This is a genomic window from Mesorhizobium sp. M0522 (assembly GCF_040321085.1).
Taxonomy (GTDB): domain Bacteria; phylum Pseudomonadota; class Alphaproteobacteria; order Rhizobiales; family Rhizobiaceae; genus Mesorhizobium.
The window spans coordinates 1-24385 of sequence record NZ_JAMYQW010000007.1 but is presented as its reverse complement, the minus strand read 5'-3'; the positions used below and the strand labels follow the sequence as shown (position 1 = coordinate 24385).

Here is a 24385-nt window from a genome sequence, read left to right as displayed (position 1 = left end):
GTGAAAAAGCGGGCGGCGAACCGCCCGCTGGCTAGACCATGATCCCGAAAAGTGGAAACCGGTTTTCGGATAAGATCATGGTCAACTAATCAGTGTTAGCGGACCACGTAGGGCAGCAGGCCGAGGAAGCGGGCGCGCTTGATCGCCTTGGCGAGCTCGCGCTGCTTCTTCTGGCTGACGGCGGTAATACGCGATGGCACGATCTTGCCGCGCTCGGAGATGTAGCGCTGCAGAAGCCGCACGTCCTTGTAGTCGATCTTCGGCGCGTTGGCGCCGGAGAACGGGCAAGTCTTGCGGCGGCGGTGGAAGGGGCGCCGGGTTGGGATCTGGTTGATGTCGACCATTATTCTGCGGCTCCTTCAAAGCCTTCGCGCGGACGGCGCGGGCCACGATCGGCACCGCTATCGCCGAAGCTGCGCGGCGGACGATCACCACGGTCACCGCGATCGCGGTCGCCGAATGAGCGCGGGCCACGATCGCCACGGTCGCGGTCGCCGAAGCCGCCGCGTTCCGAGCGCTCTTCGCGCTTCTGCATCATTGCCGACGGACCTTCCTCATGCGCATCGACCTTGATGGTCAGGAAACGCAGCACGTCCTCGGACAGGCCCATCTGGCGCTCCATCTCATTGAGCGCGGCCGGCGGGCAGGTGATGTCCATGAGTGTATAATATGCCTTCCGGTTCTTGTTGACCCGGTAGGTGAGGGACTTCAGTCCCCAGTTCTCGACCCGGCCGACGGACCCGCCATTCGCGGTAATGACGCCCTTGTACTGTTCGACAAGCGCATCGACCTGCTGCTGCGAGAGGTCCTGCCGGGCAAGAAACACATGTTCGTATAGAGCCATAGTGTTCGTGCCTTTCTTCGTTTCTCTCCCGGTTCCCGGCGGCAAAAGCCTCTGCAACTTCTCTGACCCGCAATCCTTGCGAAGGCGGGGAAGAAAGGAGCATGACGAGACGGTCGAGAGCGGAGACACGGGAGGCGGAAGCGCTTCTCGCTTCACACGAAGGTTTCGAAAAACCTCCGGCCCTCCGTTCAGCCCCCAGCAAGGACCGGCAGATTGCGGGCGTCTATACAGGAATTTGACCGCAAAGCAAGGCCAAACGACAGGGCAAACGGCCCTACCGTCCCAGAGCGCCACGGGCCTCGACGGCAAGGCTTACGGATTTCCTGAAACCGGACCTTAACCACCATGCGAAGTTCCAGCACCGGCGGGCGTGGCGGCAACCCGTCGTTCATCATGCGGATGCAAAAGCAAACAGTCTGCGCGAGGTCGGCAGCAAGGCGGTTTTGGGGACAAAAATGCTTTTCGAGAAATTCTGCCGTTCGAAGAGCGGCAACTTTGCCCTGATGCTGGCGTTCGGGCTGCCTGCGGTTCTGACCGCCGTCGCCTTTGCCGTGGACGTGTCCACCTTGATGAGGGCCAAGGTCAGCTTGCAGAACGCGCTCGATGCCGCGAACCTTGCATCTTCGCATCTCGGCGACATCGAGGCTTCGCGCAAGGACGTCTTCGACCGCTACTTCCAGACCAATGTCGCCGGCCACAGCGAGTTGAGGAACGCCGAAGCGACGCTTACCGTGGAAAGGGGCCTCAATTACATCCAGACAAAGGCTGTCGCCATGGCGGACGTCAATTTGAACTTCGCCTTCCTGTTCGGCAACGACAAGCGCATCACCGTCGATGCCGGCGCCGTCGAATCGACCAATCAGCTCGAAGTCGTGCTGGCGCTCGACAATACCGGGTCGATGGCCAGCAACGATCGCATCGGCGCATTGCGGACGGCGGCGACGGCCCTGATCGATATGCTCGAAGCGGCGAAGTCGCCGACGCGCAGCGTACGTGTCGCGGTGGTGCCGTTCGTCACCGCGGTCAACGTCAAGGGCGAGGACTACGATCCGGCCTGGATCGACATGGCCGGCAAATCGCCGAACAATGGCGCCAATTTCCCCTTGGTCGGCGGCAAGCGCGTCAACCATATGGACCTGTTCAAGCAATTGGGCGTCGAATGGAGAGGCTGCGTCGAAGCGCGGCCCGGAACCAACAATGTTTCCGACATTTCGCCCGACCAAAACAAACCGGACACCCTGTTCGTACCCTATTTCGCGCCGGACGATCCAGGTAACGCTAAAAATCCAACCAGCTCCTACGGCAATTCAGCGACCGGCTACAACAATTCCTATCTCGACGATACCGTTGTCACCGTGCTTCCCGGCCTCACCAGCGACATGGCGAAGTACAGTGTTTCGACGATGAAGCTGATCAACGACAAGAGAGGCCCACTGACTATCGGCCCAAACCGGGCCTGTCCGACGCCGATAGTGCCGCTGACCGATGATTTCGACAAATTGCGGAAGGCCGTCGGTGAGATGATCGAATGGAACGGCTCGGGGACCAATGTTTCGGAAGGCTTGTCATGGGGGATGCGGGTGCTCTCGCCGGAACCGCCTTACAGCGACGGCGCGCCGTTCAGGGCGTCAGGCACGACCAAAACGGTGCTGCTGCTCACCGACGGCGAGAATGTTGTCTATGGCGCGAAGGATACGCCACAGAAGTCGGACTATGGCTCCTACGGATTCCTGGCCTCGGGTCGGTTTGGATCCAGCGACCAGACCGCGGCTGCGCGCAATGTCGACGATTGGACAACCAATGTATGCAACACATTGAAGAAGCAGGACGTGCAGATATTCACAGTGCTGCTGCAGGCCGACACCGCAGCCAACCGCAAGCTCTACGAGGCCTGCGCATCGTCGCCGTCGGATTATTACCCGACCAACGACGTCAGTCAGCTCGAAAGCGTCTTCCTGAAAATCGGAAGCTCGATTTCGCAGCTGCACTTGACGAACTGAACGACGTCGGCCGCCGCTGCTCAACTCGTGTGTGCAGCCACTTTGCCTGTGGTTTCGGGGAAGAAATCGGGCGCCGCATGGCGCTTGCCGAACATCATGTCGTATTGCAGCAGACGGAAGTCGCGGATTGCCGGATCGATCTCTTTCTGACGCGACCAATCGGGGGTGGCGTCGCCACCCGGTGCCAAAAGCAAATTGCGGTCGATAACGCGGTAGCGCTCTCGCAACTGTCCGAGGAAGCCGGTGTAATAGGGATGGCTGATCCCGGCTGTCTTCAGGATATGGTAGGGCAGGAAGGACGGGCTGACGGCGCCCAGATCCTCGGCCGGGCCGCTGCGATTCGACCAGACGATCAGCGGCGTCTGGTGGTGCAGCAGCATCTGGTCGGCCGCCTCCTTGCGCGGCGCAACATTGTCCTTCAGGAAGCCGGTCTCGACGTAGACCGGCCCAAGCGGCGGCAGATGGTCGCCGAAGAACGCGATGACGGTCGGCCGCTCGCGGTTCTTCGCCCATTCGATCAGCCGCTCGAGGCCGCGGTCCGCGTCAGAAGAGCCTTCGGCATAGCTCAACAGCGATTCACGCGCCCATTGGCTGATCGGCGCCTGCACCTTGTGGGTCGGATTGTTATAGCGATACGGCTCATACGGCCCGTGGTTCTGCAGGCTGACGGCGAAAAAGAAGACCGGCTCGGCGCTGGTATCGGCTTCGTGGATGATCTCGTCGGTCATCGCAGCGTCCGACGCGAGCGGTCCGCGCTTCTGCATGGGCGGCAACGTCTCCTCGGACTTGAAGTCGTTGAAGCCGAAATCGGCATAGACGGCCCCCCGGTTCCAGAACCAGTTAGTGCCGGGATGGATAGCGCGCGCCCGGTAGCCTTGACTTTTCAGGAAGGTCGCCAGCGAGGGAGTCGGTGTCCGCACATATTGCTGGTAGGGAATGCTGCCCGCCGGCAGGAAGGCGTTGGAAAAGCCGGTCAGGGCCTCGAACTCGATGTTGGCCGTCATGCCGCCGAACTCGGGCGAGAACATGTAACCCGTGCGCAGTGCCCGCACATTGGGGATAGGGTCGGGCGTGATGGTGACGCCGGGTAGCTTGGTCGGATCCCAGAAGGATTCGCTCATGACGACGATGATGTCGGGCTTCTCGGCGGGTACCGAAGCCGTCACCTGCGGTTTGCCGATCGCTTCGATCGCCTTGCCGGAATAGCCGGGCGGCGCCGAGACATGCGCCATCGGGACGTTCAGCGCGAAGGCGAGCGCAAAACCGTTCGAGGCATAGTTTTCCTTCTGGTCCCACATGATCGGGATGATCTGCAGCCGGTCGCGTGTCCACGAGAAAGTGGCATAGTCCATGATGGAGACGAAGAAGGCGATCAGCGGCACCGTCAGCGTCAGCCGGGCAAGGCGGCCCTTGTGGCTGAGTGCCGGAACGCGGCGGCGCCATAGCCGCCAGCCATAGACGAGCAGCGACAGCCCGCCGACGATGCCGATCGCCAGGGCAATGGCGGTTCCCGGGCGATCGCGTACCAGAAGCGGCATCAGTGCCACGATCTGCCGGGAATAGAGGAAATCGGTCGGATAGAGCGGATCGCCGAGATACAGCGACTTCTGGTGGCCGACGAACGCCAGCGACAATGTCAGCGGCGCGACGATCATCAGGCTCTGGTGACTGCGGCCGAGCACGGCGTCGAGGCCGATGAGGATCAGCGCAAAAATGATGATCGTGGTCCAGCCGGGTTTGAAAGGCTGCAGAAAGAAATCAATGGTGCCGGCAAAGTTGCCGCGCACGATCAGTTCGATGGCAAACACAAGGATGGCCGCAGCCAGCAAGCTGATAAGGCCATAGCGGATGACAGGCCATTTGCGCGCCGGCAGATAGCCGGTCGACGGATCGCCTTCAAGAAACTGGGGCGCCGCCTCGGCTGCGCTCTGCTTGGTCTTTGCCACTTCAATAGTTCCCCGGCCCGCAACAAAAGCGTCACTCGATTGTCATCGAACTGTCACGCAAAGCTTAGCGCCTGCGGCGGAAATAAGAAGAGCCAGCAAACAAATCGTGAGCGGTTTTCATCATGAGTGATCGCCAAAAAGCCTGCCGAAACAGGCACTCGGCCGATATTACGCGATCAAGGTTGGACTTGACTTGGCCGCACGCCTTGCGTCACAGGCAACGAGAACCAGCAGCTGGGAGCCGCCGATGGCCATCGCATTCACCTTTCCGGGGCAGGGCAGCCAGGCTGTCGGCATGGGCAAGGACCTCGCCGATACCTTTGTGGAATCGCGGCGGATCTTCGAGGAAGTTGACGACGCGCTCGGCGAAAACCTATCGAAGCTGATCTGGGAAGGCCCGGAAGAGACGCTGACGCTGACCGCCAACGCCCAGCCGGCGCTGATGGCGGTGTCGCTTGCCGCAATCCGGGCGCTGGAGGCGCGCGGCTTCTCCCTGAACGGCAAGGTCACCTATGTCGCCGGCCACTCGCTCGGCGAATATTCGGCACTTGCGGCCGCAGGTTTCGTTTCGGTCGCCGACGCCGCCCGGCTGTTGCGCATCCGCGGCAATGCCATGCAGGCGGCTGTGCCGGCCGGCGAGGGCGCCATGGCGGCGATCATCGGGCTGGAACAGGCCGACGTCGAAGCCGCTTGCGCAGAGGCCGCCCAGGGCGCCGCCAAAGATCCCGCACAAGCCTTGGTTTGCCAGATCGCCAATGACAATGGCGGCGGCCAGCTGGTGATCTCCGGCGCCAGGCCAGCGGTCGAACTGGCGGCGAGGCTATGCACGGAGAAGGGCGCCAAGCGGGCGCTGATGCTGCAGGTCTCGGCGCCCTTCCATTCGGCATTGATGAAGCCTGCGGCCGAGATCATGCGGGAGGCGCTGGCCGCCGTGACGAAGAGTGCGCCGGTCGTGCCGCTGGTCTCCAATGTTACGGTGACCCCGACGAGCGATCCCGACGAGATCGCCCGCCGACTCGTCGAACAGGTGATCGGGCGCGTGCGCTGGCGCGAAACGGTGGAGTGGTTCGGCAGCAACGGCGTTGTGACGCTTTACGAAGTGGGCGCCGGCAAGGTGCTGTCGGGGCTGGCCCGCCGCATCAACCGCGATATTGCCACCACTGCCATCGGATCCGCGGCGGATGTCGAGGCGGCGCTGGCGGCGCTTGCATAATCAACTGGCGATTTGACCCCGCTCCATGCGAAGGGTGTTCGCTCAGATCAGGAGGCAAGAATGTTCGAATTGACCGGCCGCAAGGCGCTCGTCACCGGCGCATCGGGAGGTATCGGCGAGGCGATCGCCCGCGTGCTGCACGGCCAGGGCGCCATCGTCGGCCTGCATGGCACACGTATCGAGAAACTGGAGGCGCTGGCCGCTGAACTGGGCGACCGGGTCAAGCTTTTCCCGGCCAATCTTTCCAACCGCGACGACGTCAAGGCGCTCGGCCAGAAGGCGGAGGCCGACCTCGAAGGCGTCGACATCCTCGTCAACAATGCCGGCGTCACCAAGGACGGGTTGTTCGTACGCATGGCTGACGCCGACTGGGATAGCGTGCTCGAGGTCAACCTGACCGCCGCGTTCCGGCTGACCCGTGAGCTTACCCATCCGATGATGCGGCGCCGCCATGGCCGCATCATCAACATCACTTCAGTGGTTGGCGTCACCGGCAATCCCGGCCAGACCAACTACTGCGCCTCCAAAGCCGGTATGATCGGCTTTTCCAAATCGCTGGCGCAGGAGATCGCCACCCGCAATATCACCGTCAACTGCGTCGCCCCGGGCTTCATCGAATCGGCGATGACCGCCAAGCTCAACGACAAGCAGAAAGAGGCGATCATGGCGGCGATCCCGACCCGGCGCATGGGCACGGGCGCCGAAGTCGCCTCTGCCGTCGCCTACCTAGCTTCCAACGAGGCAGCCTACGTCACCGGCCAGACCATTCATGTCAATGGCGGCATGGCTATGATCTAACACTTGGGAAAACGCTTCATTCCGTCTTGGATGCACGGGATTTTTCGTGTAATGCCGCCCGCAACCCGGCGGTTCGGGCAAAAACCGGTCCTGTTCCGCTGCGTTTCCGGCAGGACCATCTTTCAGCTTGATTAGCGGCATTCTGGCCGCTAACGAAGACAGACAACCAAAAGACGAGGATGGCCAAATGAGTGACACCGCAGAGCGCGTCAAGAAGATCGTCATCGAGCACCTTGGCGTCGATGCCGACAAGGTGACGGAGCAGGCGAGCTTCATCGATGATCTGGGCGCGGACAGCCTCGACACGGTCGAACTTGTCATGGCGTTCGAAGAAGAGTTCGGTGTCGAAATCCCGGACGACGCCGCCGAGACCATCCTGACTGTTGGCGATGCGGTGAAATACATCGACAAGGCCTCCGCCTGACGCTATTTGCAGTCATCACCGGGGAGGACCTGCGATGAGGCGTGTCGTCGTCACGGGCCTTGGGCTGCTTTCGCCGTTCGGCATGGGCTACGAGCACAGCTGGAAGGAGCTTCTGACCGGCCGCAGCGCAGCCAAGCGCATCACCGAATTCGAGGTGGAAGACCTTGCCTGCAAGGTCGCCCACGTCATTCCGCGCGGTGACGGCTCCAATGCCACTTTCAATCCTGAAGCCGTTCTCGAGCCGAAGGAACTGCGCAAGATCGGCGACTTCATCCTGTACGGGATCGCGGCCGCCGACGAGGCACTCAAGGATTCCGGCTGGCAGCCGAAGACGCACGAGGAACAGTGCGCCACCGGCGTGCTGATCGGTTCGGGCATCGGCGGCATCGAAGGCATCGCCGAGAATGCGATGATCCTCAAGGAACGCGGTCCGCGCCGCATCAGCCCGTTCTTCATCCCCGGCCAGATCATCAACCTCGTCTCCGGCCAGGTTTCGATCCGGCATGGGCTGAAAGGACCAAACCATGCCGTCGTCACCGCTTGCTCGACCGGTGCGCACGCCATCGGCGACGCCGCCCGGCTGATCATCTGGGGCGATGCCGACGTTATGGTCGCAGGCGGCGCCGAAGCGCCGGTGACGAGACTGTCGGTCGCCGGGTTCGCGGCTTGCCGCGCGCTCTCCACCGAGCGCAACGACGCGCCACAAACGGCCTCACGCCCCTATGATCGCGATCGCGACGGCTTCGTCATGGGCGAGGGCGCCGGTGTTGTCGTGCTCGAGGAGCTCGAACACGCCAAGGCCCGCGGCGCCAAGATCTATGCCGAGGTCACCGGCTACGGTCTGACCGGTGACGCCTATCACATCACCGCGCCTGCCGAAGACGGCGACGGCGCTTTCCGTTGCATGACCGCGGCGCTGAACCGGGCGAAGCTGACGCCGGCCGATGTCGACTACATCAACGCGCACGGCACCTCGACCATGGCCGATACGATCGAACTCGGCGCCGTCGAGCGGCTGGTCGGCAACGCCGCCTCGAAGATATCGATGTCGTCGACCAAATCGTCGATTGGCCACCTGCTGGGCGCGGCTGGTGCTGCCGAGGCGATCTTTTCGATCCTCGCCATTCGCGACAACATCGCGCCGCCGACCATCAATCTTGACAATCCGGAGCGCGAAACGGCGATCGACCTGGTGCCGCACAAGCCGCAGGCCCGGCAGATCGACGTGGCGCTGTCCAACTCCTTCGGCTTCGGTGGCACCAACGCCTCGCTCGTCTTCCAGCGCTACAATGGCTGACCGCTCTGCCGGTTTCCGTCTGCCGTCAATTTTGCCATATTCGCCCCTACTCTGCCCGAGGGGATTCGTCGCAAGATCAAATGGTAGGGCGCTATGAACACAAATCCGGCCGATAACGGGGAATTCGGGCAACGGGCAGCAACGCCCGGCCCGATCGTGCCGAAGACGGCCAGCGAGGCGTTGCGGCCCGAGGCCGGCACGCCGCCGCCGAAGCGCTCGCGTGCCTCGCGCAGCCAGTTCGTCGTGTTCATGAACTTCGTCATCTCTTCGGTGATGCTGATGGTGCTGGCGGCAGGCGTTGCGCTGTATTTCGGCAAGCAGGAGTTCAACGAGCCCGGCCCGTCGGCCAATGGCGACACTTTCCTGGTCAAGCCGAATAGCGGCGTCCAGGAGATCGCTGACCAGCTTGAGCGGCGAGGGCTGATCAGCGACGCCCGCATTTTCCGCCTTGGCGTGCGCGCCTTCGGCAATGATTCGGCCCTGAAGGCCGGCGAATACGAGATCAAGCCGCAGGCGTCGATGCACGATATCATGGAACTGCTGAAGAGCGGCAAGTCGGTGATGTATTCGCTGACTATCCCCGAGGGGCTGACGGTCGCGCAGGCGCTGCAACGGATCGCCGAGCAGGACGCGCTGACCGGCGATATGCCGTCGACCACTCCACCTGAGGGCAGCCTCGCCACCGACACGCTGCGTTTCACCCGCGGCGCAACACGCCAGCAGATGGTCGACAAGCTTCTGGCCGACCAGACGAAGCTGGTCGACGAGGTCTGGCAGCGCCGAGCGCCGGATTTGCCGATCGCCAACGTTGAGGATTTTGTCACCCTGGCCTCTATCGTCGAGAAGGAGACCGGCAAGGGCGATGAACGATCGCGCGTAGCCGCCGTCTTCCTCAACCGGCTGGCCAAGGGTATGCGGCTGCAGTCGGACCCGACCATCATCTACGGCCTGTTCGGCGGCAAGGGCAAACCCACCGACCGCCCGATCTATCAGTCGGACATCCAGAAGCCGACGCCCTACAACACCTATCTGATCAACGGCTTGCCGCCGACGCCGATCGCCAATCCCGGCCGTGCGGCGCTGGAGGCAGTCGCCAATCCGTCGAAGACCAGCGATCTCTACTTCGTCGCCGACGGCAGCGGCGGGCACGTCTTTGCCTCGACGCTCGATGAGCATAACGAGAATGTCGCTCGCTACCGGGCACTGCTGAAAAAGCAGGCGCAGGACGCCGCCAAGGCCGGAGCAACCAATACCGGAGCCGACACGCCGGCGGGAGCCATCGTTGACGATGCGGGCCCCACCGCCGCCCAGTAGGGCCGGACGCCATCAGGTTGGCCCTGTGCATGTCCGGGTGGATGTGCAAGGGCTGCTATGGCATTGAAATTCACATGATCCTGTCCGGAGAAAATCGCTCCGGCTTGAGGGGCATTCGGCAAAGGGACGCACGGCTACATGAACTTGCAGAGCATGACCGGTTTTGCGCGCAGTGTCGCCGAACACGACGGCACTTCGATTGCCTGGGAAGCCAAGTCCGTCAACGGCAAAAGCGTCGAGGTCAGGCTGCGGCTGCCGCAAGGTTTCGACCGGCTGGAGCCGGCCGTCCGGCAGACGGTGCAAAAGCGTTTTGCGCGCGGCAATTTCCAGATGACGCTGACCATTGGCCGCGCCGCCGGCGCTCAAGCGCAACCCGTGGTCAACGAGGCTTTCCTGAAGGATCTGGCGGAGTTGGCCAAGCGGCTGCAGGAGCAGTTCGGAGTAGCCCCTGCGGCGGCCGACGGGCTGCTTGCGCTGCGCGGCGTCCTCGACATTCCCGAAACCATCGAAACCGAAGAGGCGCGCAGTGCGCTCGATACCGCAATACTGTCGGCGCTGGAAGCAGCACTGAACGGGCTGCAGCAGGCGCGCCAGGGCGAAGGTGCGGCACTTCGTTCCCTGCTGTCCGGCCATATCGATGCCATCGAGGCGCTGACGCTGCGGGCCGAGGCCGATCCATCACGCGAACCGGCCACGATCCGCGAAAGGCTCGCCGAGCAGATCCGCCTGTTGATGGACGCGTCTGCCAACCTGGACGCCAGCCGGCTGCATATGGAAGCGGCGTTCCTGGCCACCAAGGCCGACATACGCGAGGAAATCGACCGGCTGAAGACGCACGTGGTGTCGGGGCGGGCACTGCTCGCCGGCGGTGGGGCCATCGGCCGCAAGCTCGATTTCCTGGCACAGGAATTCAACCGCGAATCGAATACGCTGTGTTCCAAGTCGAATGCTGCCGCGGTCACCGCCATCGGGCTGGAACTGAAGGCGGTCGTCGACCAGTTTCGCGAACAGGTCCAGAATCTGGAATGATCCCGATGCCAAGCCACATGACTGCCAAGCCCCATGACCGCTAGGGATGTGGGTTCCCGCATTCGGCGCCGCGGGCTGATGCTGGTCTTGTCGTCGCCGTCAGGCGCCGGCAAGTCGACGATTGCGCGCAATCTGCTGGAGAGCGATTCCAGCCTGGAATTGTCGGTCTCGGTCACCACGCGGCCACGCCGCGGCAGCGAGATCGAGGGCGTCCATTACCACTTCCGTACCATGCGCGAGTTCGAGCGGCTGCGCGATTCCGATGCGCTGCTCGAATGGGCGGAGGTGCACGGCAATTGCTACGCGACGCCGCGCGAGCCGGCTGAACAGGCGCTGGCCGAAGGCCGCGACATGCTGTTCGACATCGACTGGCAAGGCGCTCAGCAGCTCAAGGAGAAGATGCGCGCCGACATCGTCTCGATATTCATCCTGCCGCCATCGATGAAGGAATTGAAGGCGCGGCTGAAGCGTCGCGCCGAGGACCAGGAAGCGGTGATCGAGACGCGGCTCAAGAACGCCCGCAACGAGATCGAGCACTGGAAGGAATATGATTTCGTCATCGTCAACGACGATCTCGACCGCGCTTTCGCCGAGGTGCGGGGCATCGTCACGGCCGAACGGCTCAGACGCGATCGCCGGCCGGGCCTGTTCGATTTCGTCTCGGGGCTGCTCGACGAAAAGACGGATTGATCAAGGCGCTGTCCCCGCGACCAGGATCAGATTGCGGCTGAGCGCGGCGTCGCGCAGTTCCAATGCCGCGGCATATTCGGCGGAGCGGTACCAACGCCGCGCCGTGTCCATGTCGGGGAATTCCACGATGATCAGCGGCCCGGGAGACCAGTCGCCTTCCAAACTTTCCACCTCGCCGCCGCGTACCAGATAGCGCCCGCCATGCTGGGCGATGGAGGCAGCCGCGCGGGCGCGATAGGCTTCGATAGCCTCTGCGTCACGGATCGTGACGTCGGAAATGACATAGGCGGTCACTGTTTGTCTCCGGGCGGGGTTTGTCCGGCTATCTATGCCATGAGAGCGGAAATTCCACGCGGACGCTTCCCGGCATCACACCGCGTTGGTCAGGCGAACGAATTCCTCGACGCTGAGCGTCTCCGCACGCCTGGTCGGATCGATGCCGGCGCGGGTGAGCAGCGCCTCGCCGCCGAGGCTTTTCACGCTCTGCCGCAGCATTTTCCGGCGCTGGCCGAATGCCGCTTCGGTGACGCGGCTGAGCCGTTTCACCTCTGCCGGCAAGGGGTTGGCACGCGGCACAAGATGCACCACCGAGGACGTCACCTTGGGTGGCGGCGTGAACGCCTGCGGCGGTACGTCGAAGGCAATCCTCGCCTCCGTCCGCCAGCCGGCCAGCACGCCGAGCCGACCATAGGCCTCGCTGCCGGGGCTGGCTGCAATGCGTTCGGCGACCTCGCGCTGGAACATCAGCGTCATCGATGTGTAGAACGGCGGCCACTCGGTAACGGTCAGCCAGCGGATCAGCAATTCGGTGCCGATATTGTAGGGCAGGTTGGCAACGATTTTCGCCGACCCGCCGCTTCCCGGCACTCCTTTTGCAAGCGCTGCAAAATCAGCTTTCAGCGCATCGCCGGCTACGATCTCGAGCCGACCCGGATAGTGGTTCGCGATCTCGGCCAAGGCCGCCAGGCAGCGCTCGTCGCGCTCGATCGCGACGACCCGCCGGGCGCCGTTGAGGAGCAGGGCACGAGTCAGCCCGCCCGGACCGGGACCGACCTCGATAACCGTAACGTCGCTCAGGTCGCCGGCGGTTCGCGCAATCTTGCTTGTCAGGTTAAGGTCGAGCAGAAAATTCTGGCCCAGCGCCTTTTTCGCCTGCAGCCCATGGCGCTCGATCACCTCGCGCAGTGGCGGCAGGCCGTCTATGCTCATCGGGCTGGGCTCATCAGGCGGGCTCATCGGGTTAAGGCCATCGAATTTGGCTGATTGGGCTCAGGGCCTACGGCCTTTTCCCGGTATCGGCAAGAACACGAGCGAGTTTCAGCGCTGCAATCAGGCTGCCGGCACGGGCGATGCCCTTGCCGGCGATGTCGAAGGCGGTGCCGTGGTCGGGCGAGGTGCGGACGAAGGGCAGGCCGAGCGTGACGTTGACCGCCTCGTCAAACGCCAGCGCCTTGGCCGGGATCAGCGCCTGGTCGTGATACATACAGAGCGCCACGTCGTAGCCGGCGCGGGCGCGAGCATGAAACAGCGTGTCGGCCGGCAATGGCCCGAAGGCGTCGATCCCTTCCTGCCTCAGCCGGTCGACTGCCGGGCGCACGATCCGCTCGTCTTCGGTGCCCATGGTGCCGCCTTCGCCGGCATGCGGGTTGAGGCCGGCAATGGCGAGCCGCGGCTTGGCAATTCCGAAGCGGTTCGCAAGGTCGGCGGCGGTGATGCGGCCGGTGGCGACGATAAGGTCCGTCGTCAGCTCTTTCGGCACCTCGGCCAGCGCGATGTGGATGGTGACCGGCACGGTGCGCAGGTCCGGTCCGGCAAGCAGCATCACAGGCGTCACTTCGGTGCCGGTGTGAAGCGATGCCAGATGCGCCAGATATTCGGTGTGGCCGGGAAAGCGAAAGCCGGCGTCGTAGAGCGGCTTCTTGGCGATGGGGCAGGTGACGACCGCGGCAGCGCGGCCAGCCAGGCAGTCGGCAACGGCGCGGTCGATCGCCTCGATGATGCCGGCGGCGTTGGCTGGATCCGGGCGGCCGGGACTGTCGACGAAACGGGCAGCAAGCGCCACCACCGGCAGCGCGCGCGAAAACACCCCCGGCGCTAACGCCGGCGTCGTCTCGGCAATCGCGATATCGGTGCCGAGCCTGTGCGCCCGCGCGGCAATCAGTGCCGGATCGGCAAGGAGATAAAAAGACGGAACGCCAGCGCTATCGCGGGCCTGCCAAGCAGCGATGGCGATGTCCGGCCCCACGCCGGACGGATCGCCGACGCTCAACGCCAGCGGAAGCTCTGCGTCAGCCACGGCGCTTCGACTTCAGCGCTCGATTATGCGGGCTTTCTTCCGCAACTCCTCGACATATTTCTTCGAGAGTTCGTCGGCGTTCTTGTCGTTCGAACCTTCACTCTGGAACACCATCTGCGCGGCTTTGTCGTCTGACACTTCGCGCGACGAGCAGATGCCGATGAATTCGACACCGCGGTCGGTTTCGCGCGTCGTGGTGGCGCCGCCGACCTTTGTAGCCTTTATCTGCTCGGCCCAGTCCGCCGGCAATTGGGGCGCCAGCACCCGGCCGAGATCGCGAACGGTGACATCGATCAGGCCCTTGGCGAATTCGCGGGTGGTGTTGCAGCCGTTGAAGCGGGCGCGCATGGCATCGGCTTCGCGTTTGCGCTTGGCCAGCGTCGCGCTGCGCTCGGCCGCCGGCACCACGAAGATGACCTGCTGCAACATGTACTCTGTGGCGCTCGGTTTGCTGCCGCCTTTTTCGAGCATGCGCTTGACGAGGTCCTGCTCGCTCACGGCGCCGCCACCGTCTCCGGAACGGGAACGCGCGGTCAGCGCCTGGTTCCAGGCCATCTGCGCCCGGATAAAGTCCTTGAAATGCTCCTTGGTGACGCCGGATTGCGCCATCGCGCCGTCAAGCTGCTTGAGCGGCATCTTGTTGCTGGTGGCGAAACGCTGATAAGCGGCATCGACCTGCGCGTCGCTGATGCGGATGCCGAGCCGCCGGGCTTCGGCCAGGCGCAGCGTCTGGTCGATCATTTCCTGGCCGGCATCGCCCTTTCTGTGCTGCAGGCGCAGGAAAGCGGCCCGATGCTGGATGTCGCCGGTGGTTATCGGTATATTGTTGACGACGTATTTGATCTCGGTGGCGAAAACTGGCCGCGTCACCGCGGTGGTCGAGAACGCCACCAGCAGCGCGAACCCTGCCGAAAAGAGGTATTTCCTCATCGAAAGCATCCCAATTCCATCCCGATTCGGCCCAACCTATCCAGTTCAGGCCGTCAAAATTCGTGCCTGCTCTATGCGGCGAAACAATGTCGTCCGCCAGGCGCCCCGTTGCCGACCGCTGCCCGTTATTGAATGGTGTCGATGGAGCGTTGCGACGAGCCGAAATCGCCGAGCGTGCGGAACGACAGGTTGAAGCCGACGTTCTGCGATACTTCCTTGGTGTTCAGGTCACGTCTTTCCGAAAACGTCATCAAATAGGTAAAGCACGAATCACTATAGGCAAAGCCGACCCCGTCCTTGACCAGAACGCTCTGCTCCAGATCATATGTGCCGGTGCCAAAGACGCGCCAATTCTCGGCAAGATGTGTCGAGGCGCCGAGCGTAACCTCATGGCGATCGGTCGAGAAGCCATAGAGCGGCTGCGCCTGGATGAAGGCGTATTTGGCGCTCAGCGATACCGGCAGGCCTGAAAAGGCGGCCTTTACCTCAGCGCGGCGGATCTCGAAGCTTTGCTCGTCGAAACGGCCGCTGACCGAGCCGGAAAACCCGCTGGGGCTGTTGAAGCCGACAAGGCCGACATAGTCGGAGGTTGCAGTTTCAAGACCTGAATAGGCGCCGACATTGACCAGGTCCGGCGTGCCGAACGAGTTCTGGCCGCCGAGCTGGTAGGATTGGCCGAACACCGCATTGGTGCCCCAGCCATTGTCATATGCGCCGGAATAGCGCAGCCCGACATTGGCGCGTGTGCCGCCTTCCATGCGGTCATAGCCCGAGAATTTGTCGCGCTCGAACAGCGTCGTGGCGTCGAAGACGAAGCTCTGGGCGTCCTCGTTGGGGACCGCCAGCCCGCCGACATATTGCTCGTTCGGACGCATGAATACCTGCGCCATCGGTTCGAAGACATGGCTGGAACTGGTCATCGAAAACAGCACCGGCCAGCGCATCTCAAGGCCGGCGGTCGCCATGTAGCGGGCAAGCGATGAACGCATATCGTCCTCGACGCCGAGATTGGTCGCCATCTGGTTGATGGCGTCGAGCGAGGCCGAGGAGGCGTTGACGTAGCCGGCGTCGCCGCGCAGCGCCAGGAGCGGTGTCAGCAGCAGCCCGCCATCGGTGGTGAAGGTGCGCTTCCATTCGGCTTCCGCGGTAAGGCGGCCGGATTGACCGTCGATGCCGCGGACGTTGTTGACGGACGAAGGGATGCCCGAATTTGCAAGAGCCGTATCGAGCCTGTCGCGGTCAATGACCCGCGCGTTGACGTCGAACGACAGCTGCCCGCCGGCCACCGGCATGTCGGGGATATAGGCGTAGTCGAGCGAGGGCAGCACCCAGGGCTGCTTGGCGGCGCGTGCAGTCGGATCGCTGGCGAGCGTGTCTTCCTGAACCTCGAAGTGCATGGCGCGCACGTCGAAGTAATTGCGATCGTTGAGCCCCGTCAGGTACACCTCGGAGCGGTGCACGCTATCGTTGAAGCCATCGATGTCGTAGGTGCGCGCGAAATTCTTGTCGCTCTGCAGCAGGATGTCCCAGCCGAAGTCCCAGCGCGGGTTGATGGCGAACTGGCCCTGGGTGCCCATCATGCCGCGGAACCTGTTCGGGTCGCCTTCGGTACCCGAATTCACGTTGTGGCCATTGTCGTCGATGAAGGCGTCGGGATTCTCCTGCCGGATGCCCGCAATCTTCAGGCTGTACTGACCGTTGTTGAAGCGCTGCCTCCACTCGGCCTCACCGAGGAAACCTTGCTTGGTATAGCCGCTGCCAGTGACAGTGAGATCGTAGGTCGGCGAGAGCGCGAAATAATAGGGGACTTTAACACCGACGCCGAGATCGCTCTTGTAGGCGACGCCGGGGATCAGGAAGCCGCTCTTGCGCTTGACCGTTGGGTCGGCGATCTCGAAAGCCGGCAGATAGGCCAGCGGAAAGCCGAAGAACTCGAAATTCGAGTTCTCGAAGCGAACCGTCTTCTTCTCGCCGTTCCAGATGATCTTCCTGGCCTTGATACGCCAGGTCGGCGCTTTGTCGGGCTTGTCCTCGCACGGCTCGCAGGCGGTGTAGACGCCATTGTGGAACGTCGTCAGCACGCCGCCCATGCGCTCCGCGCTTTCGGCGGCGAAATACGCCTTGTCTATGGTCTCGACCCGCAGCGCGTTGACGAAGCCGTCGGCGAAATCGTCAGTGATGTCGGCATGCTGCGAATAGATTTTGGTGCCGTCGCTATTGACGAGTTCGACATTGCCGCTGGCGACGAGGCGTTTGGTGTTGCGGTTGTATTCGACCCGCTGGGCGACCAGACGGTTGCCGCCGTAGTCGATCTGGACGCCGCCGACGGCCGTCACGGTCTGCTTGTCGTTGTCGTAGACCAGCGTATCGGCTGCCAGCAGCATCTGCGTGCCGCTCGGAACCTTCTTTGCCAGCTCACTGACGTCCTGGGCAAAAGCCGGAGCAACCGGGGCGGCGCTGGCAAGCAGGCACGCCAAGGCGCTCGCCGCAGAGAGGCGTGCCAAACCGGCGTGCCTATGGCTGCGCAAAACCGCCTCCCTCACTAGCCGTCTTCCTTGTATAGCAGGAATGTCACCCCGAAGAACATAGCCACGACAACCGGGACCCAAGCCGCTACGGCCGTGGGTACGAATCCCGCTACGCCGAATGCCTTGACCAGCACCGAAACGACATAAAGCAGAAACCCGGCCACGATGCCACCCAGAATCATCGTTGCCGACTGCCCCATCCTCGCAAATCGCATTGATACCGTTGCCGCAATCAGCGTCATCGCGACAAGCAGGAAGGGCAGCGCAATCAGGGAATTGAACTGCATGGCGAAGGCATTTGCCTTGAGGCCGAAGGAGCGGGCCACTTCGATCTTGCCGGGCAGATCGTAGAAGGGAATGGTCTCAGGGCGCGCCAACCGCTCTTGCACGAATTCCGGCTTGAGATTGGTCGGCAGCCGATCGCTGGGTAACGACTGGATGGTACCGTCCCGGAACACCTTGACGTCCTGCAATTCCCAGTAGCCGTCCCGCAAAAAGGCGCGCGCCGCATCCTTGCGCTCGATGATGTCGCCTTGCGGGCTGAAGCTGAAGAAGACCGCGTCGGCCATCTCTAGGCCTTGATTGAGAATGGCGCGCGCGCCGATGATGGTGTCGCCGGCGTTGGTTTTCTGCCTGATCCAGGGCGCAGCATCGGCCGAGACGCTGTTCGACTTGCCCGAACGGAGCTGGGTCTCGATCTCCTCGGACCAGGAATAGGCGTGCGCGGCTACCGGATTGATGACGCCGACCGACAAGGCTCCAAACAGCAGCGCCCCGATGCAGCACGGCAGCAGGAATTGCCATGCGGAAACCCCGGCGGAACGGGCAATGACCAATTCATATTTGCGGTTGAGCGACACCAACGTCGCCATCGCCGAGAACAGGCCGACGAACGGCACCGTCTGCAGCATGATCATCGGCATCCTGAGCCCCGAAATGGCGAACGCAGTTGCGTAGGTGAAGCCCGGCACGCCGGTCGTGCGGCCGGAAAGCTCGGTGAAATCGATCAGGAACACCAGCGCCAAGAGGCCGATGAAGAACCAGATGGTGATCGTCACATAGCGAAAGAAGAAGTACCGACCCAGAGTCCAGCCCATCAGCGGGCTCCCTGTCCGGATGCGCCACGCCCGGCAAAACGGAGCTTGATGGCGCTCCAGCCGTCACTGAAGCGGCCGGCAAGATTGGTTATCCAATCGGCCCAGGCAACCGGCAGTTCCATGGTCCGGTTGGACACGATGAACCAGATGGCGATCGCCGATGCCACGATCGGGACGCCGTAGACCATATAGGCATATTGCGGCACCTTGTCGGCCTTGCCGGCGGCAAAGAACCCGAGCCAGCGCACGAACAGCGCGATCGCGATTGCCGTGATCAGCGGGTGCACACGCGCCTCGCGATGCGAGCGCGCATCTCCGGCAACGGCGAGCGCGATCAGCGCGAAGACGAGCGAATAGGACCACTCGGAAAAACGCTGGTTGAGCTCGGCCAGGTACCTGTTCGGCTTTTGCTGGTACATCTTGTCGTTCGGACTGGGATTGAGCAGATACTGGGTCGTCCGGTCCTTCGGCAAAAGCAGGATGTCAGATGATGCCGACATGAAAGCGGACAAGTCGAAGGCGTAGGAGGTGAACCGGATCACCGAGAGGTCGCCGGTCATGGTTTTGCGATGGATGACGCCGTCATTCATCATCAGCACCTTCTCGTCGCCGCGTTCGATGATGCTGCCGGTCTTGGCGTAGTAGATGAGATTGACGCCTTCTTCGCGCGAATCGGCGACGAAGATGCCGCCGAGGCGGTTGTCGGGAAGCCGTTCGCCAACCTGCAGGAACAGGCCGTCGTCGATCTTGCGGAAGGTGCCTTCCTGGATGATCAACGACAACAGATCGGCACGCGACGACGCAATCAACTCGCGGTTCTTCTGGCGTGCGTAAGGATCGACGCCATTGTCGACGGCGAAGGAAAAAACGCTGGCTGCAAGTGCCAGAAGCATGATCGGCCTGACAATGGTCCAGCGTGAAGCGCCGGCGGCATTGATGACGGCCAGCTCCGAATCCGAATTCATCACGCTGAGGATCTGGGCGACCGCGACCACCAGGGCGAACGGCACGACGATCGGAACGATTGTCGGGATGATCAGCGCTGCGACTTCGAAGAAGGTGAGGGCCGACTGACCGCTATCGGTGACGAGGTCGATGCGGGCGAGCACCTGAGTCGTCCAGACGATCGCCAGCGTCCAGACGAGCGCCAGCGCGAATACCGCGAAAGCACGGCGCATGATGTAACGTTCAACGACCTTCATGAAGGCTTTTCTCGGCGATTTCGAACGGCATCATGCCTTGGAACAAGGTAGTCGTCCGGCGCCGGCTGCACAACTGGCTCAGTTTGGCGGTTCGATCTGGGTTCTGTCCCGGATCGCAAAATCCGCTGGGCCGGAGTGTCGGCGGCAATGGATAAGAAAGAGCGAACATTGTTGGTTAACAACAGGTTGCGGCGGGAAGCGGGGCCGTGCCGCGACGAATCGTGGATGGTTCGATATCGCATATGGGAGCGATTTCGGCCAAAGTCTTGCCAAATGCGGCAAAACGACCAAATGTCGCGCCGGTCGCGACCGCCGCGGCGTGATAAGACGGGTCAGGATCTGTTGAGCCCCAGCATGGAAGCGGAAAAATTGCGCGGTCAAACCGGTCGGGAAGCGGTCTTTGACGGCGCGATCGTGGTCGGGGCCGGCGCGGCCGGCCTTGCCGCCGCCCACGCCTTGATGAAGGCCGGCGTACCGACGCTCGTCCTGGAAAAGGAGAGCCGGCTTGCCGAACCCTGGCATCGGCGGCACCAGCGGCTGCACCTCAATACGCATCGCGATCTCTCGACGCTGCCCGGCGTCGGCTATCCCGCAGGCACCCCGGCTTTTCCGCACAAATCGGCCGTCATTCGCCATCTGAACGATTTCAGCCAGGCGCATGGTCTGCCGGTGGCATTCGGCGTTGCCGTTGAAGAGATCACGTTCGACGGCGATCACTGGACCGTGCGGACGAACGCCGGACGTCGTCTGGCGCGTCATGTCGTCGTCGCCACCGGGCGCGACCGGCAGCCGTTTATTCCTGCGTGGAAAGGCATGAAGGATTTTGCAGGCCGGATTATCCATTCGGCCGATTTTGGCGAGGCGAAGGACTACGTCGGCAAAAGGGTGCTGGTCGTCGGAGCCGGCAATTCGGGGTTCGACGCACTCAACCATCTTGCGAATGCAGATGCCCAAAGCATCTGGCTGTCGGCCCGCAACGGCCCGTCGCTGCTGCCGAAACGCATCGGCAAGGTCGCCGTCCACAGGCTTTCACCGTTGATGGCGAGCTTGCCGGTGCGGCTGGCCGATGCGGTGATGGCGACAACCCAGCGCCTGGTTTTCGGCGACCTGACGAAATTTGGGCTTCCGCCGGCTCCCACAGGCGGTGCGAGCCGTCTGAGCGCCGACTACACCGCGATCGCAGCCGATGACGGCGCGGTTCGCGCCATAAAGGCAGGCACGATCGTGGTGGTGCCACCATTGCGGGAATTTACCCAAGACGGCATCGTATTGAATGACGGCAGGTTGATCACGCCCGATATCGTCATTGCGGCGACCGGCTATCGCACCGGTCTGGAGCAGATGTTCGGCAAGCTCGGCGTTCTCGACGGCAAGGGCGTTCCGCTTTTCAACGGCGGCGATGCCGATCCGAAATTGCCTGGTCTGTGGTTTACCGGCATGCGGCCGAGCATTCGCGGTTGTTTCGCCAACGCCCGCATTCAGGCCAGGGCGATAGCGGCGCGGATTGTCAAGCAGCGATGATGAGCCGGACTATGCCGACTGTTCCGCCCGCAATAGACACGCCTTGTTGAAAGGTGCTCGAACCGAAAGGCCAATGGTCATGACGCCAGTCAGCATTCGCTACATGGTCGATGATGTCGCCGCCTCGATCGACTTCTACTGTGGACATCTGGGCTTCGCTGTTGAACAGGACGCGCGACCGGCTTTTGCTTCCGTCACACGCGGCGCTTTACGGCTCCTTCTAAGCGGACCCGGCAGTTCGGGTGCACGGGCGATGCCGGATGGCCGGCAGCCGGTGCCGGGAGGTTGGAATCGCATCCTGTTGGTGGTGCCGGACCTGAAAGAAGAGGTTGCGCGCCTCAAGAGTGCTGGACTTGTCTTTCGCAACGATATCATAACGGGCGTCGGCGGTTCCCAGACGCTGCTCGAAGACCCATCGGGCAATGTCATCGAGCTGTTTCAACCCGCCGCTCACTGACGAACGTTTCTCGCGATAATCCAACTCACTTCCCCGAAAGCAGGACATGATGAATTCGAGACCCTCGATCGCCTTTGCCAAATTCGCCGCGCCCAAAAAAGGCAGCGTTTTCGTTCTGGTGGCCGACGAGGGCGGCCTCAGCGATGCCGCCAGGGCTTGCGATCCGGCAAAGACCCTCGAGCGGGCTTTTCCGGTCGCCGACTTCACCGGCAAATTCGCCAGCCTGGTCGAAGTGCTGGCACCGGAAGGGACATCGCTCGAGCGGCTGGTGGCGGTCGGTGCCGGCAAGGGCTCCAATCTCGATGATTACGCCTGGCTGAAGCTCGGCGGCACGATTGCCGCGTCCTTTCGCAAGGCAACCGAAGTGGCCGTCGTGCTCGATCTTCCCGGTGCGGCCGTCAGCGGCAGGCAAGCCGTTCAGCTTGCAGCGGGCATCCTGCTGCGCAGCTATTCCTTCGACAAGTACAAGACCAAAAAGAACAATGGTGACGACAAGCGCGAGCCAAAAAAGCCGGTCAAGGTGACTATTCACACCGCCGATCCGGCAGCTGCAAAGAAGGCCTTCGCCGATGAAGCGGCGGTGATCGACGGCGTCTTGCTGGCGCGCGATTTGGTCAATGAACCGGCCAATGTTTTGGGACCGGTGGAATTCGCCGCCCGCATCGCCGAACTGGAGGCGCTCGGCGTCACGGTCGAGATCCTGGCCGAGAAGGAGATGAAGAAGCTCGGCATGGGTTCGCTGCTGGGCGTAGCGCAGGGTTCGCCGCGTGGCGCCCGCATCGCGGTCATGCGGTGGGACGGCGGCAAGGCCAAGGAAAGCCCGGTCGCCTTCGTCGGCAAGGGCGTCACCTTCGACACCGGCGGCAATTCGATCAAGCCGGCGTCGGGCATGGAGGACATGAAGGGCGACATGGGCGGCGCTGCTGCCGTCACCGGGCTGATGCACGCCCTGGCCGCGCGCAAGGCGAAGGTCAATGTCGTCGGCATTGTCGGGCTGGTTGAAAACGCCGTCGACGGCCACGCTCAGCGACCGGGCGACATTGTCACCTCGATGTCGGGCCAGACTATCGAAGTGCTCAATACCGACGCCGAGGGCCGCCTGGTGCTGGCCGATGCGCTCTGGTACTGCAACGACCGCTTCCAGCCGAAATTCATGATCAATCTGGCGACGCTGACCGGCGCCATCATGGTCGCGCTCGGCCAGCATTATGCCGGCCTGTTCTCCAACAATGACGAGTTGGCGGACCGGTTGACGGCGGCCGGACAGGCGACGCAGGAGCGGGTGTGGCGCATGCCGCTCGGTGCCGAATACGACAAGCTGATCGATTCCAAGAATGCTGACATGAAGAACATCGGCGGCCGCCATGGCGGCGCCATCATTGCCGCGCAGTTCCTGCAGCGCTTCGTCAAGGACACGCCCTGGGCGCATCTCGACATCGCCGGCACCGCGATGGGCGCGCCTTCCAACGAGATCAACCAGTCATGGGCTTCCGGCTTCGGCGTCAGGCTGCTCGACCGGCTGGTGCGCGATCATTACGAGCAATGAGCGGCTGGGGCGGGACTCCGACAATGTAGACTGAACGCATGGCCGAGATTCTGTTTTATCACCTGACCGAATCGACGCTGGAGGATGCGCTGCCCGGCCTCCTGGAGCGCAGTGTCGATCGCGGTTGGCGCGCCGTGGTGCAGACCGGCACCGAGGAACGGCGCGACGCGCTGGACCAGCATCTGTGGACTTTCCGGGACGATTCGTTTCTGGCCCACGCAACGGACCGCGAAGCCCATCCCGCCGAGCAGCCGGTGCTTCTGACCGTCGGCCCTGACAATCCGAACCAGGCGCAGATACGCTTCCTGGTCGATGGGGCGGTGCCGCCGGAGCTTGGCGGCTACCAGCGCGCCGTGTTCCTGTTCGACGGCCACGATGCAGCCCAGCTAGAGGCGGCACGCACGCATTGGAAGACAATGAAGGAGGCCGGCCACACCGTGACCTACTGGCAGCAAACGCCCGACCGGCGCTGGGAACGCAAGGCTTAGAGAATTTGCAGCCAAGTGGAATCCCTGGCGCCGCAAGAGTGCGACGACAAAAAGATGGACCGCCGGCTATTCAGAAGACCGGAGCAAGCCCGATGCCGCCCGATGAACGAACGCCAGGCATGCCGATAGATGCCGCACTTGTTCGCCGGCTGATTGCCGCGCAGTTCCCCAAATGGGCGGACCTGCCTGTAGAGACGGTCGAGCCTGGCGGCTGGGACAACCGCACGTTCCGGCTGGGCGACAGCATGTCGGTGCGGATGCCGAGCGCTGCCGCCTATGTCGCCCAGGGTCGAGAAGGAGCATCGCTGGCTGCCCCGCCTGGCGCCTCACCTGCCTCTGCCGATACCCGTGCCGCTGGCCAAAGGCGCGCCCGGGGAAGGCTATCCATGGCCTTGGTCCGTCTATCGCTGGCTTGGCGGCAGACCGGCGGCTGGTGGACTGATTGCCGATCTTACTGAGTTCGCCCGTTCGCTGGCCGGCTTTCTGGTTGCGCTCTACCGGATCGACGCTGCCGATGGGCCACCGGCAGGGCAGCATAATTTCCACCGCGGTGGCCGGCTTTCGGTCTACGACGCCGAGACCCGAGCCGCGCTCTCGGCGCTCGGCGGCCGCATCGACAAGGCCGCCGCCGAGGCCGTGTGGGCGACGGCCCCTTGGGCGCGCTGGCGAAGGGCCCCGGGGTGGGGGCAAGGGGCGCGCGGCGCCGGGCCTGTGCGGGGGCGAGATGGGCAACACTGCCGGGGGGGGGTGTTAGGGTTGTTGGGG

At 63.0% G+C, this 24385-nt stretch carries 22 protein-coding genes and 1 pseudogene; 13 read left to right on the top strand and 10 right to left on the bottom strand.

Going from position 1 to position 24385, the window contains the following annotated elements:
* Positions 1–95: 95 nt before the first annotated feature.
* Complete coding sequence (gene rpsR, locus NKI58_RS10935; protein WP_006203718.1) at positions 96–344, bottom strand: 30S ribosomal protein S18; 249 nt, start codon at positions 342–344, stop codon at positions 96–98.
* Positions 344–844, bottom strand: coding sequence for a 30S ribosomal protein S6 (gene rpsF / locus NKI58_RS10930; RefSeq protein ID WP_352454399.1), 501 nt, complete (start codon positions 842–844; stop codon positions 344–346). Before rpsF ends, rpsR begins: the two co-directional genes overlap by 1 nt.
* A 455-nt stretch (positions 845–1299) precedes the next feature.
* On the opposite strand from rpsF, the gene NKI58_RS10925 reads away from it, so the two are divergent.
* Complete coding sequence (locus NKI58_RS10925; RefSeq protein WP_352785921.1) at positions 1300–2844, top strand: TadE/TadG family type IV pilus assembly protein; 1545 nt, start codon at positions 1300–1302, stop codon at positions 2842–2844.
* A 20-nt stretch (positions 2845–2864) separates the two neighbouring features.
* Here the strand turns inward: NKI58_RS10925 and NKI58_RS10920 are convergent, their stop codons facing one another.
* Positions 2865–4790 (bottom strand): LTA synthase family protein, encoded by a 1926-nt coding sequence (locus NKI58_RS10920; protein WP_352785924.1) that lies wholly within the window; start codon positions 4788–4790, stop codon positions 2865–2867.
* 247 nt (positions 4791–5037) lie between these two features.
* Here NKI58_RS10920 and fabD point away from each other — a divergent pair, with 247 nt between their 5' ends.
* From fabD to gmk, 7 genes are all read left to right on the top strand, one after another.
* Entirely contained in the window at positions 5038–6003 is a 966-nt protein-coding gene (fabD, locus tag NKI58_RS10915) for an ACP S-malonyltransferase (RefSeq protein ID WP_352785927.1), read from the top strand.
* A 60-nt stretch (positions 6004–6063) separates the two neighbouring features.
* Positions 6064–6801: a 3-oxoacyl-[acyl-carrier-protein] reductase gene (gene fabG, locus NKI58_RS10910; RefSeq protein ID WP_352785930.1), complete on the top strand. Its 738-nt coding sequence runs from the start codon at positions 6064–6066 to the stop codon at positions 6799–6801.
* 187 nt (positions 6802–6988) lie between these two features.
* Positions 6989–7225: an acyl carrier protein gene (locus NKI58_RS10905; protein WP_006203723.1), complete on the top strand. Its 237-nt coding sequence runs from the start codon at positions 6989–6991 to the stop codon at positions 7223–7225.
* Positions 7226–7259: 34 nt separating this feature from the next.
* A complete protein-coding gene (gene fabF / locus NKI58_RS10900) occupies positions 7260–8522 on the top strand; it encodes a beta-ketoacyl-ACP synthase II (protein ID WP_352785933.1) in 1263 nt (420 codons plus the stop codon).
* Between the two features lie 93 nt (positions 8523–8615).
* On the top strand, positions 8616–9836 hold the full coding sequence (gene mltG / locus NKI58_RS10895) for an endolytic transglycosylase MltG (protein ID WP_352785936.1): 1221 nt from the start codon (positions 8616–8618) through the stop codon (positions 9834–9836).
* A 138-nt stretch (positions 9837–9974) separates the two neighbouring features.
* Positions 9975–10865, top strand: a complete 891-nt coding sequence (locus NKI58_RS10890) for a YicC/YloC family endoribonuclease (RefSeq protein WP_352569681.1) — start codon at positions 9975–9977, stop codon at positions 10863–10865.
* A 33-nt stretch (positions 10866–10898) separates the two neighbouring features.
* Positions 10899–11555, top strand: coding sequence for a guanylate kinase (gene gmk, locus NKI58_RS10885; RefSeq protein WP_023677701.1), 657 nt, complete (start codon positions 10899–10901; stop codon positions 11553–11555).
* Here the strand turns inward: gmk and NKI58_RS10880 are convergent, their stop codons facing one another.
* From NKI58_RS10880 to lptF, 7 genes are all read right to left on the bottom strand, one after another.
* Positions 11556–11849 (bottom strand): DUF1330 domain-containing protein, encoded by a 294-nt coding sequence (locus NKI58_RS10880; protein ID WP_352569682.1) that lies wholly within the window; start codon positions 11847–11849, stop codon positions 11556–11558.
* 75 nt (positions 11850–11924) lie between these two features.
* Entirely contained in the window at positions 11925–12764 is an 840-nt protein-coding gene (gene rsmA / locus NKI58_RS10875) for a 16S rRNA (adenine(1518)-N(6)/adenine(1519)-N(6))-dimethyltransferase RsmA (RefSeq protein WP_023677699.1), read from the bottom strand.
* A 67-nt stretch (positions 12765–12831) separates the two neighbouring features.
* Positions 12832–13851: a 4-hydroxythreonine-4-phosphate dehydrogenase PdxA gene (pdxA, locus tag NKI58_RS10870; protein WP_352454406.1), complete on the bottom strand. Its 1020-nt coding sequence runs from the start codon at positions 13849–13851 to the stop codon at positions 12832–12834.
* Positions 13852–13863: 12 nt separating this feature from the next.
* A complete protein-coding gene (locus NKI58_RS10865) occupies positions 13864–14790 on the bottom strand; it encodes a peptidylprolyl isomerase (RefSeq protein WP_352454407.1) in 927 nt (308 codons plus the stop codon).
* A gap of 116 nt (positions 14791–14906) precedes the next feature.
* Entirely contained in the window at positions 14907–17324 is a 2418-nt protein-coding gene (locus NKI58_RS10860; protein WP_352785942.1) for an LPS-assembly protein LptD, read from the bottom strand.
* Positions 17324–18409 (bottom strand): LPS export ABC transporter permease LptG, encoded by a 1086-nt coding sequence (lptG, locus tag NKI58_RS10855; RefSeq protein WP_023677695.1) that lies wholly within the window; start codon positions 18407–18409, stop codon positions 17324–17326. The genes NKI58_RS10860 and lptG overlap by 1 nt, the downstream gene beginning before the upstream one ends.
* Complete coding sequence (gene lptF / locus NKI58_RS10850; protein WP_352785945.1) at positions 18406–19608, bottom strand: LPS export ABC transporter permease LptF; 1203 nt, start codon at positions 19606–19608, stop codon at positions 18406–18408. The genes lptG and lptF overlap by 4 nt, the downstream gene beginning before the upstream one ends.
* A gap of 354 nt (positions 19609–19962) precedes the next feature.
* Between lptF and NKI58_RS10845 the strand changes: the two genes are divergently transcribed.
* From NKI58_RS10845 to NKI58_RS10825, 5 genes and pseudogenes are all read left to right on the top strand, one after another.
* A complete protein-coding gene (locus NKI58_RS10845; protein WP_352454410.1) occupies positions 19963–21129 on the top strand; it encodes a flavin-containing monooxygenase in 1167 nt (388 codons plus the stop codon).
* A gap of 73 nt (positions 21130–21202) precedes the next feature.
* Positions 21203–21586 (top strand): VOC family protein, encoded by a 384-nt coding sequence (locus NKI58_RS10840; protein WP_352471101.1) that lies wholly within the window; start codon positions 21203–21205, stop codon positions 21584–21586.
* Between the two features lie 49 nt (positions 21587–21635).
* On the top strand, positions 21636–23132 hold the full coding sequence (locus NKI58_RS10835) for a leucyl aminopeptidase (protein ID WP_352621266.1): 1497 nt from the start codon (positions 21636–21638) through the stop codon (positions 23130–23132).
* 38 nt (positions 23133–23170) lie between these two features.
* Complete coding sequence (locus NKI58_RS10830) at positions 23171–23620, top strand: DNA polymerase III subunit chi (RefSeq protein ID WP_352708523.1); 450 nt, start codon at positions 23171–23173, stop codon at positions 23618–23620.
* A 92-nt stretch (positions 23621–23712) separates the two neighbouring features.
* A pseudogene (locus NKI58_RS10825) lies at positions 23713–24385 on the top strand (phosphotransferase); the annotation flags it as partial.